The organism is Bradyrhizobium sp. JR3.5 (genome assembly GCF_054057015.1).
The window spans coordinates 3,875,521-3,890,454 of the sequence record NZ_JBSRYV010000002.1 but is presented as its reverse complement, the minus strand read 5'-3'; the positions used below and the strand labels follow the sequence as shown (position 1 = coordinate 3,890,454).

At 62.8% G+C, this 14,934-nt stretch carries 9 protein-coding genes; 3 read left to right on the top strand and 6 right to left on the bottom strand.

Features of this window, described 5'->3' with window-relative positions; translation table 11 throughout:
- Positions 1-124: 124 nt before the first annotated feature.
- The 3 genes from ACVWW1_RS35445 to ACVWW1_RS35435 form a co-directional block, all read right to left on the bottom strand.
- Positions 125-991, bottom strand: coding sequence for a tetratricopeptide repeat protein (locus ACVWW1_RS35445; protein ID WP_456659083.1), 867 nt, complete (start codon positions 989-991; stop codon positions 125-127).
- 73 nt (positions 992-1,064) lie between these two features.
- Positions 1,065-2,003: a FecR family protein gene (locus ACVWW1_RS35440; RefSeq protein ID WP_456659082.1), complete on the bottom strand. Its 939-nt coding sequence runs from the start codon at positions 2,001-2,003 to the stop codon at positions 1,065-1,067.
- Between the two features lie 177 nt (positions 2,004-2,180).
- Positions 2,181-2,417 carry a hypothetical protein gene (locus tag ACVWW1_RS35435; RefSeq protein ID WP_456659081.1) on the bottom strand — a complete coding sequence of 79 codons (237 nt, stop codon included), beginning with the start codon at positions 2,415-2,417 and terminating at the stop codon, positions 2,181-2,183.
- A gap of 132 nt (positions 2,418-2,549) precedes the next feature.
- Between ACVWW1_RS35435 and ACVWW1_RS35430 the strand changes: the two genes are divergently transcribed.
- Positions 2,550-8,426, top strand: coding sequence for a beta strand repeat-containing protein (locus ACVWW1_RS35430; RefSeq protein ID WP_456659080.1), 5,877 nt, complete (start codon positions 2,550-2,552; stop codon positions 8,424-8,426).
- A 70-nt stretch (positions 8,427-8,496) separates the two neighbouring features.
- Here the strand turns inward: ACVWW1_RS35430 and ACVWW1_RS35425 are convergent, their stop codons facing one another.
- On the bottom strand, positions 8,497-10,266 hold the full coding sequence (locus ACVWW1_RS35425; RefSeq protein ID WP_456659079.1) for an alkaline phosphatase family protein: 1,770 nt from the start codon (positions 10,264-10,266) through the stop codon (positions 8,497-8,499).
- A gap of 45 nt (positions 10,267-10,311) precedes the next feature.
- On the opposite strand from ACVWW1_RS35425, the gene ACVWW1_RS35420 reads away from it, so the two are divergent.
- Both ACVWW1_RS35420 and ACVWW1_RS35415 read left to right on the top strand, forming a co-directional pair.
- Entirely contained in the window at positions 10,312-10,515 is a 204-nt protein-coding gene (locus tag ACVWW1_RS35420) for a hypothetical protein (protein WP_456659078.1), read from the top strand.
- A 177-nt stretch (positions 10,516-10,692) separates the two neighbouring features.
- On the top strand, positions 10,693-12,000 hold the full coding sequence (locus ACVWW1_RS35415) for a cytochrome c peroxidase (RefSeq protein ID WP_456659077.1): 1,308 nt from the start codon (positions 10,693-10,695) through the stop codon (positions 11,998-12,000).
- Positions 12,001-12,009: 9 nt separating this feature from the next.
- On the opposite strand, the gene ACVWW1_RS35410 is transcribed toward ACVWW1_RS35415, so the two are convergent.
- Positions 12,010-12,819, bottom strand: a complete 810-nt coding sequence (locus ACVWW1_RS35410) for a hypothetical protein (protein WP_456659076.1) — start codon at positions 12,817-12,819, stop codon at positions 12,010-12,012.
- A 25-nt stretch (positions 12,820-12,844) separates the two neighbouring features.
- A complete protein-coding gene (locus tag ACVWW1_RS35405) occupies positions 12,845-14,902 on the bottom strand; it encodes a phospholipase C (RefSeq protein ID WP_456659075.1) in 2,058 nt (685 codons plus the stop codon).
- Positions 14,903-14,934 lie beyond the last annotated feature (32 nt).

The window sequence follows — 14,934 nt, the reverse complement described above, 5'->3', positions numbered from 1 at the left end:
GGCCCGCGTCGGCCATGCGTGTCTAGAGCGGGATGACTTTTCTTCGAGTCATCATCCCGCACTAGCTCTTTGTTTTGAGCATGATCTTTTCGGAAAACCGCTCCACACTTTTCCGGATCGTGCTCTATTGCACGCCGTAACGTGTGAAGTCGTCGCCGATGCTGCCCTGAAGCGCTTTGGCGGCCGCCATGTCGGTGTTGCCGCCAGCCTTGTCGCCCCGTTTCAGCTTGGCCAGCCCGCGGCCGTAGAGCGCGCTGGCCAGTTTCGGATCGATGCGAAGTGCGGAGCTATAGTCGTCGATCGCCGCGCCAAGCTCGCCCGTCTTCAGGTAGATCAGGCCACGCGAATCGTAGGTCGCGGCGTTGCTCGGCCCCGATTGAAGGGCCTTGTTGCAATCCTCCAGCGCCGCTTGCAGCGCGCCGAGGATGGCCCGGCTCCAGCAGCGTCCATTCCACACGCCATCTAGGTTCGGCTCGAGGCGGATCGCCTGATCGTAATCCTGCGCCGCGCGGGCATAGTCATTTTTCCTCAGAAAGACGCGCGCGCGGTTGGCAAAGGCCTCGCCGTAGTTCGGGTTGAGCTTGATGGCCTGATCGAAAGCCTCGGTCGCGCGATCGTAGTCGCGCTTCTTGAAGTAAGCCACGCCGCGATTGTTGAACGGCTTGGTGTAGGTAGGATTGAGCTCGATCGATCGATCAAAATCCCCGATGGCACGATCGTAGTCTCCCTTGGCAGCATAGGCGTTGCCGCGGTTGTTGTAGGCGATCGCAAGGCCAGCAGGCGTCATGTCCTGCCCCGCGTCGATCAGGGTCGTGCACGCATCGATGCGCGCGTCGACGGGCGTATGGTTGAGGCCGCTGCACAATCCGATATCCCCGAGATAACCGCCCTTCGGCTTTGGGCTTTGCGCGACCGCCGGCGATGCCAGCAACAGCAGGATGAAGACCGCCGCCAAGCCACCACTCGCACCGGTACCTGCACGAGGCTTCATGTCGGGCTCCGGTTTTGACGACGCGCAGTCGCAGATCTCCGCGAGTGACCACTCAAGACCGACGCGTGCTCGCCTAGCATCCTCGACAGATGTGCGGGTTGAACTTGTGATAGATATTTTGCTCGCGTTGCGGCGTCACACGTGTCGCGGGCTTCCTCAGGAGCTTGCTCTTGCCCTCTTCGACGAGCGTCGCGAACCTGACCGTACCATCGTCGGAGATCTCGATGCGCGGCGTGGTGCCTCGAATTCCCATCGTCGCGGCGGGAGTGTCGATCTTCATGTCGCCGGTCTTCGCGATATTGCCGGCAACGAAGGTGAACGTGCCATTGGCCAATTTGAACAAGGTCGAATTCGACTTGCCGTTGGGGTCGTACACAAACTCAGTCATCGTCATCTTGGCGTTGCTCGACAGATTGAACGAGGTGCCGTCAGTGAAGTTGATCGCGACCCGTCCATCGGCTCCGGTCTGCACCACGTCGCCCATATAGACGGAGTCGCCGACCTTCGCCTGGGGCAATTGATCAGACAGTGCGGCCTGAACGACAACCGCGCTCGGATGTTCGATCGTGACCGCACCGGTGGCTGCCACGACCTTCCCGATGAAGTTCGCTGTGGAGTTCTGGACCGCGGGTTGGGCCGGCTCGGTCTGCGCTTGCACCGGGCCAGACGTCAATGTGACGAGCGTGAAAACGATGCCAGCGAGAAATTGAACAATGAAACGGATACGCACGATCCCCTCCCTTTCGAGAAGATCTTGTCGTGTCGCGGCGCGATGGAGACGTGGACCGCCGGGCCGAGACCGCAGGACCTTGAGTGCCAAACCAGTTGCTGCAAGCAGGCCTAAGGGCCTGACGCAGCTCGAATAAAAATTAATATGTGGACAATCTACTCGGTAAATATACACTAAATCTAGTGGGGCTGCACTCGCGATAATAGACAGCAGTTCTGTCTTTTCCGCGATGGCTCCCCCGCCGTACTGGAAGCCTATTTTCACTACCGAATTTAGTTTCAATCAGAACGTTTCGGCGGGCAAGCCTATGGCTGCCGGTGCGGGGACTTTTCCCTTCGCGGCGAGCGCAAGCCAGATCAAGAGAACTGCGGCACCACGCTCCGCTTGAGCCGTTCAGCAGGCGAAAAGCCAATGTTAGTTGCGTCCGGCGTAGCATTCGGGGGCGCGAGCTCGGCCGTTTCAGGCCAGCTGCCTCGAGTGGTAGGCGTTGTTCATACGGCGTTCGGCTGCGGCACCATTGCGCGTGCGCGCGGCATCGCCCTTCAAGCCGTGGCCGGCGATCCCGTTTGCCAGGGTGACGTCATCGAGATCGCAGCCGGCGGGCGGGTCGAAATCCGCCTGATCGATGGCACAGTGCTCAACCTGCCGACCGGCACCCGGCTCGAGCTGGGCGACCTGGCCCGGAATTTGGCCCATGACTCAGCCAGCGCGCCGGGTCTGTTCGCAAAAGCCAGAAGCATCTTCCGCATCATCGGTAGCCGGCTGACAGGGTCAGCCGTCCTCACCGCGGACACGCCTGTTGGCCCCGTTCGGGCCAGCGGCCTCGGCATGCTCACATTCGCGGCGCTGACGTTCTCGCTCCTGGAGAACGCGCGGGCTGCGGAGCCGAACGTCACGTTCCTGGATGACGACACCATCAACTACAAGGACCTCCACCACGGTGTGTTCGAGCTGGTGACCAAGGAGGCGATCCCCAGACACATCGTCGTCGACGATCCCGGCGTGACGATCATCTTGAGCCCCAGAGGGTCGTCGGTCGGGGTGAACCAGGTCACGAACAGCCCTGCTCACATGGAGGAGTTGCGGGACGCCCAGCAGCAGACGCTTGGCAACTACGCGAAAGGAATCTGGGCCAAAGGGTCCGGCATGCCCACCCAGGATGGGTCGTCGCTGCTGCAGCCGATCAATTTTTCCGAGCCAGACCCGCCGCTGGTGCCAAATCAGCTCGGGCCGCTACCGCAGGCCGTCCTCCCGTTCATCGTGTTCCTCACCCCACCGCCGAGGGCGCCGATACTGAACCTCGGAGCAGCGCCGGCTGAAGACGATACCCCTGCGTTTGACAAATTCAATGTGGCAAGCGGCACCTTCTCCGCCATCAGTTTCGACGGCGCGCTGACCTTCGGCGTCAGCGGCGGCGTTGCCGGCAACACGGTGCTAGGTCAGAGGACCTACAACATCTCGAGCGTCGGAGCATTCGGCACGCTCTATCTCAACAGCTCGTCCGGTGCCTATACCTTCGTTCCGAGCAATGATGCGATCAACGCCCTGAAGGTCAACGCGATCCAGAGCTTCATCATCACGGTAACCGACGGTTCGCTCTCGACCAGTGAAAGCTTCAACATCACCATTATCGGTGTCGACGACGCTTCCATCATTTCCGGCGTCACAAGCGGCTCGGTCGTCGGCGTGGCGGGCGTCAGCGGAACCTCGCCGGGCCTGTTCATCGCGACCGGCATGCTCACCGACACCGATGTCGACGATCCTGCTAACACCTTCACGGCGGTCGCCACGCCGACGGCGAGCGCGGGCGGCTATGGCTCGTTCACGATCACGACGGCCGGCGCGTGGACCTACACGCTCGACATCGCCAACAGCACCATCCAGGGCCTCAAGGTCGGCGATGTCCTGACCGACAGTTTCACGGTGACCACGATCGGCGGTACCCCCGAGATCATCACGATCACCATCCACGGCCCGCTGATCGGGGCCGGAACGGCGCCGTCGCTGACGCTGAGCGAGACACATCTGACGGCAACGGCGCTGGACGACAACATCGCCGGCTCGGCGCCGAACGCGGCGTTGACGACGATTTCGGCCGACTTCTCGGCTGCTTTCAACACCGCAAATGGCTTGAGCGGCACGACGGTCAGCTATGAAATGACGATCGCCGGCGGTAACGGCGCCGCTTCTGGCCTGATCGACTCGCATACCGGCCTGGCCGACCTGCTGGTATTGAACGGCACCACCATCGAAGGCCGCGTCGGCGCGATCGACGGTACGTTGGCCTTCACCATCGCGCTCGATCCGGTGACGGGGCGCGTGACCTTCACCGAATACCGCGCGGTAAAGCAGCCGCTCGGCACCGGCCCGGACACCGGAGAAGGCGCGGTACTCGCGACCGGAGCCGTGACCCTGTACGCGATCGTCACCAATGACGCCGGCGAACTCCAGTTCGTGACCCTCGATCTCGGCAGCCGGTTGACCATCACCGACGACGGCCCGAGCATCCGGACGAACCAAACGATTCCGTCGCTGACTTTGAGTGAGACGCATCTGACGGCAACGGCGCTCGATGGCAACATCGCCGGCTCCGCACCGGACGCGGCGCTGATGACGACCTCGGCCGATTTCTCGGCGGCGTTCAGCCCGGTTCAAGGCGCGGATGGTGCGACGATCCGCTATGCGCTGGCGATCGCCGGCGGCAACGGCACGGCCTCGGGGCTGACCGACTCGCACACCGGCCTCGCCGACGTGCTGGTTCTGAACGGCAACACCATCGAAGGCCATGTCGGCACGACCGGCGGCACCCTGGCGTTCACCATCACGCTTGATCCCGCCACCGGGCACGTGACCTTCACCGACTACCGCGCGGTGTCCCAGCCATTCGGTACCGATCCCGACGGCGGCGAGGCCGTGTCGCTGACTGCCGGAATCGTCAGCCTGATAGCAACCATCACCGACAATGACGGCGACTCTCAGAGCGCGCGCCTCGACCTCGGCAGCAGGCTGAGCATCAGCGACGACGGCCCGACGATCAAGACCAACGGGACCGCGCCATCGCTGACGCTGAGTGAATCGCACCTGACCGCAACGCCGCTGGACGATAATATCGCGGGCTCGGCACCGGACCTGACGCTGACGACGACGTCGGCTGATTTTTCGACGGCATTCACCTCGATCCAGGGCGCGGACGGAGCGACAATCCGCTACGCGCTGACGATCACGGGCGGGACCGGCACAGCGTCAGGCCTGATCGACTCGCATACCGGCCTCGTCGACGTGCTGGTTCTGCATGGCAACACCATCGAAGGCCATGTCGGTACGACGACAGGCACCCTGGCGTTCAGCATCGTGCTCAATCCGGTGACGGGTCAGGTGACCTTCACCGAGTACCGCGCGGTGAAGCAATCAGCGGACGCCAGCGGAGAAGGCGTCACGCTGTGCGCCGGAGTCGTAAACCTGGTTACCACCATCACGGACAAGGACGGCGACTTCCAGAACGCGAGCCTCGATCTTGGCACGCAGCTCACGATCACGGGCGATAGCCCGAGCATCAACACCAATGGCACCACGCCCTCGCTGACGTTGAGCGAAACGCACCTGACCGCAACGGCGTTCGACGATAACATCGCGGGGTCGGCGCCGAACGCGGGGCTGACGACGACGTCGGCCGACTTCTCGACGGCCTTCAGCTCAGTTCAGGGTGCAAACGGCGCGACCATCGGCTACGCGCTGACGATCACCGGCGGCAACGGAACGGCTTCGGGGCTGACCGACTCGCATACCGGCCTCGCCGATATGCTGGTACTGAATGGAAATACCGTCGAAGGGCATGTCGGAGGAACCAGCGGCGCACTAGCGTTCACCATCACGGTCAATCCGGCAACCGGACTCGTGACCTTCACCGAGTATCGGGCGGTGAAACAGCCGCTTGGCACCAGCCCGGACAACGGCGAAGGCATCGCGCTGGGCACCGGGCTCGTGAACCTGGTCGCGACCATCACCGACAATGACGGCAACTTCCAGAGCGCGAGCCTGGATCTCGGCACGCAACTGTCGATGACCGACGACGGCCCGAGCATCAGGGCCAACGGCACCACGCCATCGCTGTCACTGAGCGAAACACATCTGACCGCGACGGTATTCGACGACAACATCGCGGGCTCGGTGCCGAATGCGGCGCAGACGACGACGTCGGCAGACTTCTCGACGGCGTTCACCTCGGTTCAAGGCGCGGATGGTGCGACGATCGCCTACGCGCTGACGATCACCGGCGGCGACGGCACGGCGTCGGGCCTCATCGACTCGCACACCGGCCTCGCCGACCTGCTGGTTCTCAACGGCAACACGATCGAGGGCCACGTCGGCGCAACCAATGGCACGCTGGCGTTCACCATCACGATTGATCCGGCCACGGGGCTTGTGACCTTCACCGAGTATCGGGCGGTGAAGCAGCCGTTCGGCACCAGCCCGGACGGCGGCGAAGCCGTGGCGCTTGCGGCCGGCATCGTGGGCCTGACTGCAACGATCACGGACAAGGACGGCGACTTCCAGAGCGCGAGCCTCGACCTCGGCACGCAACTGACCATCACAGATGACGGCCCGAGCATCAGGGCAAATGGCGCGACGCCATCGCTGTCGTTGAGCGAGACTCATCTGACGGCAACAGTGTTCGACGACAATATCGCGGGCTCGGTGCCGAACGCGGCGCTGACGACGACATCGACCAACTTCTCGACCGCGTTCACCTCGGTTCAAGGCGCCGACGGCGCGACCATCAACTACGCCCTCACAATCACCGGCGGCAGCGGCACCGCGTCGGGCCTGGTGGATTCGCACACTGGCCTCGCCGGCCTGCTGGTTCTCAACGGCAACACGATCGAGGGCCATGTCGGCGCGATCAATGGCACTCTGGCATTCACCATCACCATCGATCCGGCGACCGGGCTCGTGACCTTCACCGAGTATCGCGCGGTGAAGCAGCCGCTCGGCAGCAACCCGGACAGCGGCGAAGGCGTGACGCTGGGGGTCGGCCTCGTCAATCTGATTGCAACGATCACGGACAAGGACGGCGACTTCCAGAGCGCCAGCCTCGACCTCGGCAGGCAGCTGACCATCACCGACGACGGACCGAACATCACGGCGAAGGGCACGGTGCCATCGCTCACGCTGAGCGAGACGCATCTGACCGCAACGACGCTGGACGACAACACCGCCGGTTCGGCACCGGACGTGTCGCTGACGACGACGTTCGCCGACTTCTCAATGGCCTTCACTTCGGTTCAAGGCGCGGATGGTGCGTCGATCGGCTATGCGCTAACGATTTCCGGCGGTGACGGAACCCTGTCAGGTTTGATCGACTCGCACACCGGTCTCGCCGACGTGCTGGTCCTGAACGGCGACACCATCGAAGGCCATGTCGGCGCAACCAATGGGACGCTGGCATTCACCATCGAAGTCGACCCGGCGACCGGGCTCGTGACTTTCACCGAATTCCGCGCGGTAACGCAGCCCCTCGGCAGCAGCCCCGATACCGGTGAAGGCGTGGCGCTTGCCGCCGGGACTATCAACCTGGTTGCGACCATCACCGACAAGGATGGCGACTTCCAGAGCGCGAGCCTTGATCTCGGCAAGCAATTGACGATCACGGACGATGGCCCAACAATCGGCGGCTTCCCGGAGACCGCCATCACCGGTCAGGACAATCAGATCGTCAACGGTACCTACAATATCAACTTCGGCGCGGATGGTGACGCCGCGATGTTCGTCGGCATCCACAACGGCGCAGTCGGCAGCACGGGATACGATCTGGCCACATCGAGCCTTGGCGGCGGTATCACCTCGGTTCACGTCACAGGAAACGGCGACGACTACACGTTCTACTATTCCACTCACGCGTTGAGCGGAGGTGTCGAGTTGGACGCCTACCTTGCGGATTCAGGCGGCCTGCTGGCCGATCCATATTTTAAGCTGATGATCAATCCCGATGGAACCTATTCCTTTGATCTCGAGAGCGTCGACGTGCTGAAGCAGGTCACCGTGACCGGCTCCACGTTCGGCGCCTCGGGCGGCGGCACGCCGTCGCTGACGGCTCCGGATGGAGAACTCGTGATCACCGGGTCGAGCAGCAGCGGTCAGGCGCTCGACGTCAAGGCATCGAACAACGGCATCGCAGTCGGCGATACCGGGCTGAGCATGGATCCTGCCGAGCAGTTGAACCTCGCATTTTCGCAGGAACAGCCGCAGATCAGCTTCATCTTCACTCAGTGGCAGGGTAACGGCACTGCAAGTGTGATCTTCAAGGTTCTGGACGGCAACACCGACGTCCATGACTTCAACATCGATGTACCGAAGCCATCGGGCGGCACCACGAACGTCGTCGTGCAGGAAACGACGGACGCTTCGCTGCTGGATACTTTCAAGTTTGACAGCACGACGACGACCTATACGCTATATGTCGGAACGGCCTTCAATAAAGTGCAGGTCGACTACGATCACGCGGCAAGCGGAAACGCCACCTTCACGGTCAATAACATCACCTATAACGAGAAGACGACCATCCCGAGCACCGATCTGCTGTTCGATGTGTCTGCAACCGACAGGGACGGCGATACGGCTGCGACCAGCCTTCAGGTCGATATTCATGGCCTCACGACCGGGGCGGCTACTGCGATGCTCGGCGTGCAGCATGATCTGATCGTGTAGCGGCCCTGAAGCCGTAGTGAAGGTCCTGGCCCGCGTCAGATCTTGACGCGGGCCAGGACCATTTTTCGTGTCAGTGCCAGCCCGCGCCGGCCTTCAGCGCCGCCGAGAGGCTACGCACCGGGCGCGTCACCAGCGGATCGAGATCGAAGCGCTTCTCGAGCAGCCGGAGGATCGACGTGGTGTCGAAGTCCTCATGCGCGACGCCGGACTTGTTGAAGCGCTTGGCGATCAGCAGCGCCGGAACGCGGGTGCCCGGGCCCCACTGGTCCGCAGCACGGGCCTCCGCACCGCGGCGGTTGTGCGGCGGGGGCGGAACGTGGTCCCACTGTCCGCCGAACTCGTCATAGGTGATGACGATCAGCGTGTCCTTGCCATCCGGCCCTTCGACGATCGCCTTGACGAGATCGACGAGATGCTGGCTGCCTTCGGATTCGCTGGTGTAGCCCGGATGCTCGTTCTCCTCGCCGATCGGCTTGATGAAGCTGACCTGCTTCAGCCGACCGTTCTTGGCCGCCTGGATGAACTCCGCCTCGTCCTTCAGGTGATCCCTGCGGGCCTGCGTTCCCGGCGCGTAGCTGGCGAAGTAGTTGAGCGCCTGATGGTGGAACTGGAAGTCCACATCCGGGCAGTTCGGGAACACCGCCGTGGAGAGATGGTTCGGATCGGTGCAGGTGGTGCCGTTGCCGTTGGTCCAGCCGGACGCACCGACATCGCCGTTGGCGTTCGACCAGCCGCCCGAATACCAGGCCCAGTCGACATGCTTGGCCGACAGCCGATCGCCGATGTTCGGCGTGTGCAGCGGCGGCAGGCGCTTGATGTCCGGAGTGCCCGGCGAATAGGGCTGATAGGTCGGCTGCGTGGTGTTGACCGCGTAGTCGCCGCAGGCGAGGCCGGCCGGCAGGCCGGTCTGGTTGCATTTCGCCGTCAGCTGCGCGTCCTTCACGGTGGAGACCGGCGTGTAGAGCGGCGTGCTGGTCGGCATGCCGTTGGCGTCGACGATCGAGTGGAAGTCATTGGCGCTGCCGTCGTTCAAGGCACCGACGAACTGCGGCGCCGCCGCCGCGACCAGGAACTGATGGTTGAGGAACGAGCCACCGAAGGCGCCCTGGAAGAAGCTGTCGGCGATCACATAGTTCGGCGCACCGTGGCCGTGGAGATAGGTGTAGATGGGCAGCTTCTTGGTGTCGTAGTAGCCCATCACCAGACCTGCGGCGTCGCTGCCGGTCGCATAGCGGTTCTGCCGGCCGCCGTTGAGCTGGTACTGCTCGCTGTAGAAGCGATGCACGATGTCCTCGGTGCAGCCGCCGGGCGCGCCGGTGCCGTTGAGGAAGCCGTGCGCCGCAAAAGACCCGAGCGGCTTCGGACAGGTGGTCGCCGAGGTCGGGATGAAGTCGTTGATCTCGAACGGCTTGTTCTTGAAGGCGCTCAGGATCGCGACCGAGCCCGTATTGTCGGTGCAGGTCGTCGGCTGCGGCGACGGTGAGGTCAGGTTGACGTCAGTCTGCAACAGACAGGCATAGACCGTCTGGTTGTCCTGCCGGACCTGCAGCGTATGGGCTTGGTCGGCGTCGGACGTCCCATTGATCCGGTCACGGCCGACATCGCCCCAGTGTCCATAGAGATTATCGAAGCTGTGGTTCTCCTGGTAGATGACGACGATGTGCTTGTACTGATGCACACCTTCATGGCCGCGGTCGCGCAGGTCACGGAGCTCGTCCCTGACCTCGTGCTTGAACTCATCAATGATCTTTTCGACCAAATTCTCGGCGTTTGCCACCGGCGAGATGGCAACGGCGCCAGTAACAACTGCGAGCGCCGGAATGGCTCCCCAAAGCCGCATAGTGCTCTCCTGATTCAGAAAGAAATAGAAATGGAGCTACACGCTATGCAAAACACATTTCGCCGGGATGACCGTTTTTCGACGCGCGCACAAACGCGTGAAAAGATGCACGCGCCGATGAATCTTCGTTTTGTCAAACGCAGATCGGCGGGCGCTTCATTGATCGATCGTCATCAAACCGCAATCAACGGTCGTCTATCCAAACAGATGGTCATTGATCCTGCCGACAGGAAACTGTCACCTCCGTGACATCTTCCGAGATACGGCAGCGCAAATGCATTGTGAAAGGGGCGTTTTCTCGCAATGGTTTGGGAAATTCTGGCGTCCGGTTCCGGGAAATGTCGTGCGGCATCGGCCGACCGTGGCGTTCGAAGCGCACGGGTCGCGTTGCTGGCAGTCGTCGTTGCGCTTCTCCCATTGCGCGCGATGGCATTCCCGCTCGGCGGCGATCAGACCGTGCTGCCGGCCGGCACTGAACTTTCCGAGGACGCGCTGGCGCGGCCGCGCGAAATCTTTCATTCCGAAGCGATGGGCGGGCGCAAGTCCTATCTGGTCAATCTCGGCGATCTCGCGTTCAATTCACCTTCCATTCTCGGCGGCAAGGCCCGCCAGGCCGAGATGAGTTGCGGCACCTGCCACGTCAACGGCGCATCGAACCCGAAATTGTTCGTTCCGGGCGCATCCTCGCGCCCCGGCACCTTCGACACGACCAGCCTTGTCTTCAACGCGAAGACGTTCAACAGCATCCTCGATCCGGTCAGGATTCCGAGCCTGCGGGGCGCCCGCTTCCTCGCCCCCTACGGACATGACGGGCGCATCACCTCGCTGCGCAACTTCGTCTATAATGTCATCGTCAATGAGTTTTCCGGACCGCGGCCGCGCGACGAGGTTCTCGACGGCCTCGTCGCCTATATCGACGATATCGATTTCCTCCCCAATCCGAAGATTGCGCCCGGCGGAAGGCTTGCCGCGCAGGCGAGCTTGCCCGAGCGTCGTGGCGAGGCGCTGTTCTTCAAACCGTTCCCCAAGCAGGCCGAGCTGAGCTGCGCCGGCTGTCATATTCCGGCCGGAACCTTCAATGACCAGCTGCGTCACGACGTCGGGTCCGGCGGACTGGTCAAGACCCCCACCTTGCTCAACACCAATTTCAATGCGCCCTACTTCCACGACGGCCGCTACGACAGCTACGAACAGGTCGTCGATCATTTCGATCGCGTGTTCGACCTCGAATTGTCGACTCAGGACACGCAGGATCTCGTGGCCTATCTGAATGCGGTCGGCGACGGCGAACGCCCCTTCGACAAGGACGGCGTCGTGCTCCGGATGAAGGAAGTGCTGGAGCTCTCGAGCGTGCTCGAGGTCGCGATCCCGGCCGCAGACACCGCGGTGGTGTCGCTGGCCGTGACCGGGGTCGGCGCCGAACTGCGCGAATTGACCGAGCACATCCCCGACATCAGGAACACCTCGGTCGGCGGCAAGGACGAGCGGCTCGCCGCGCGTGCGATCCTGAAGGATCTCGTTCTGACCTTGCGCCGTATCGACCTCGAGGTCGGCGCCGGCCGGATCGACGAAGCGATGGCGGAATACCGCAAATTTGCCCAGCTGGTGAATTTCGACGTTCCGGTCGCGCTGAAGAAGGCCGAGCCCTGGTCCCTCTTCAACAGCAACGTGCATCAGTCGCACTACACGGCGCTCGGCCTGATACTGCCGGTGACAAGCCAGCAGCCGCAGTAGCGCACGCGCTCACTGCGAGGCCGGCGGCGCGACCCATACATCGCTCTGCTGGATCCGGCGGATCAGCGCTTGCGGGTCGAACTTGCGCAGACCTGCGGGAATTTCGAAGGCTTGCGCCGGCTGCGGCTCGTCGCGGATGTGATCGGCGACGATCACCGTCCCATCCGCAGTCTTGATCTGCACCGGAAACCCGCGCGCGCGGTCGATCCAGCCAACAAAGCTCAAACCCGACGGTGCCGTGATTCGATAGACGTCGGTGTTGCGCCCCGCGACCGCTTCCTCTCCATCGCGCTGGCAGTGCCATGTCGCGGGATCGACCGGCGCGGAAAGCTGCGCCATCGCCAGCCATTGCCGGCAGGGATCGTCCGGATCGACCGGGACGAACAGCTGGGTGAGCGGGCTCGATTGCATGGCCTTCATATAGACGTGCGCAGCCGGACGGACGAAATAGGCGGCGGGCTTTGCCGTATCGAGCAGAAAGAAGCCATCGGGCAGCGCGGTTGGATCGATCCGCGCTTTTCCGCCCGAGACCCGCAGCGTTCCCATGGCGGTTGCCGTATCGTCCTTCCGCGCGAGGAGATCGACGGAAAACTGCTGCGCCGCGGCCGGCATCGGCACGTTGGCCAGGATGGCCATCGCGAACAGGCAAGCCATGGCATTCCTGCTGCCCTTCCAGATATTCTTGCAGATCTTCGTGCACATCGTCTCGTCACGCTTCATCGCATTTCCCCGGTCGATCGGCTGGCGGGCAGGCAGGCAGAACATGAGAGCGCCGACCGAACCAATGGTTCGATCGGCGCCGGCCTCGGATGGACTCAAGACCTCGTCCTGGACGAGAGCTCGATCACTCGGTGTAGGACAACGTGACCGGCTTGCTGAAGTCGAATGCGTCGAACAAGTCGGACAGTGCCGGGCTGTTGGTCGGGACGTACTCGTTGTTCTTCGAGTAGGTCGGGTTCGGCAGGTTGTCGCGGCTGCGTTGTGTGAGCGGCTCGAGAGCCCAGTTGCGCTCAATGAACTTCAGCAGCGAAACGTGGTCGGCGTAGTTGTGGTTGACCTTGCCGCCCGTCGAATAGGGCGAAAGGATCAGGGTCGGAACGCGCGGTCCGTCGCCGAAGAAATCGATCGACTGCGTGTAGCCGGAGTCCCAGTAGCCGCCGGCCTCGTCCCAGGTGATGAAGACCGCGGTGTCGGCCTTCAGTTCCGGATTGTTGTCCAGCGCGTTGAGCACGTTCAGGACGTAGGCCTCGAACAGATCAACCTTCGAGCTCTGCGGATGACCGTCGAGCAGACCATCCGGCTTGCCGAACGACACTGCGGGCAGCGTGTTGTGCTGGATCGCCGTGATCAGATCCGCGGTGTCCTTCATGTGAGCCTGACGCACGGCCGGGTTGGCCATGATCGAGGTCGCATACTGGAACGGGTTGCAGATCTGGCAGTAGGCGACACCGAGCGCGTGCGCCGGATCGGCGACCGCGGCGGCGCCGAGGTTGGGGTTCGAGGGGTTGGCGGCAACCGCGGCGTTGGAAAGCGCCACGGCGTCGTTGAACGCACCACCATAGAATGCCCAGGTGATGTTCTTCTCGATCAGAGCGTCACCGATCGTACGAACCGACGACGGCGGGACATTGTTGCCGCCGGACAGCGCGCCGTTCGGCAGATAGCCCGGATTGACGTTGTTGAGCATGTAGTAGTGGTTCGGCTTGCAGTTCGGCTCAGCCGCGTACGGCAGATTGTTGAGGTAGGTGACGATCGGCTTCACGCCGGGCTGGAACACGTCCGAGCAGTTGCTCCAATTGCCGTCGACGGTGTAGCGGTTGACCGAGCCCGCGACCGGGTTCGGGTTGGCGATCAGGTTCGCCGGCGGCGTCACCGGATTGCCCTTGCCGTCGCTCCAGAAGGCCGCGTCGCCGGTGCCGAGCATGAAGTGGTTCGCACCGGTGCCGCCGTGGAACGACTGGTGGAAGTTGTCGCTCAGCGTGAAGCGGTCGGCGAGCATCTTCAGGATCGGGGCCTGACCTTGCTGGGCATTGTAGAAGCCCATCGAGTTGGCCATGCTCTTGTTCGACGCCGAATAGGTCGCCATCACGAACGGGAACAGGTCGTTCAGGCAGCCCGAATTGTTCTTCTTGGTGGCGCTGGCGGCGCTGCAATCTTCCTGCTGCCAGTCCTGATAGAAGCGATGGGTCGAGTCGCCGGTGTAGTCGTCGTCGCTGATCTGCTCGCCCTGCAGCGGGAACGGTCCGTTCAGACCGCCGGCGCCGGGAACGCGGGTATCAAGCACACCGGTCGGCAGGCCGCTGAAGCCGGTGGTCAGGATGTCGAGATCAGCCGGGTCCATGTCCTTCTCGACGCTGGCTTCGGCGATCGTCTTGAACGGGGGCGAAGTGTCGCTCTGCGCAGTCGGCGTGCCGTTGGTGTTCGGCTGCGGCATCACGTTGGTCGCGTTGTAGGGCGACTTCGCGATCGCCGGCGCGCCGATGTAGAAGGACGGCTGGCCCGCGACCGAGTACTGCTGCGCCTGCGCGAAGTTCGGTCCCGGCGTTCCATCCTCGTTGACGATGCCCTTCGACAACAGGTTGGAGATGGTCTGCCCCTTGCCCTTCGGCTTGTAGATGCCGAAGGTGTGATCGAGGCCACGGTTCTCACCGATCAGGATGATGACGTGCTTGATCGGCGAAGCCGTCTTGCCCTTGCCGCCGTGATCCTTGTCGTCCTGATCGTGGTCATGCTTGACGCGATCAGCTTCCTGATGCGCCTGGTGATTGTGATGCGGACGCTTGTCCCAATCACTGTGTCCGCCCGGATAGTGAGCGGCGTATGCGGCTGTTGCGACGAGCACCGTTGACGCGATGCAGAGCGCAGTGCTGGTTCGCCAGTGCTTTTTGTAGTTCAAACTCATTGTCGACCTCAGGGTGTTTGCGGTTAGCAACA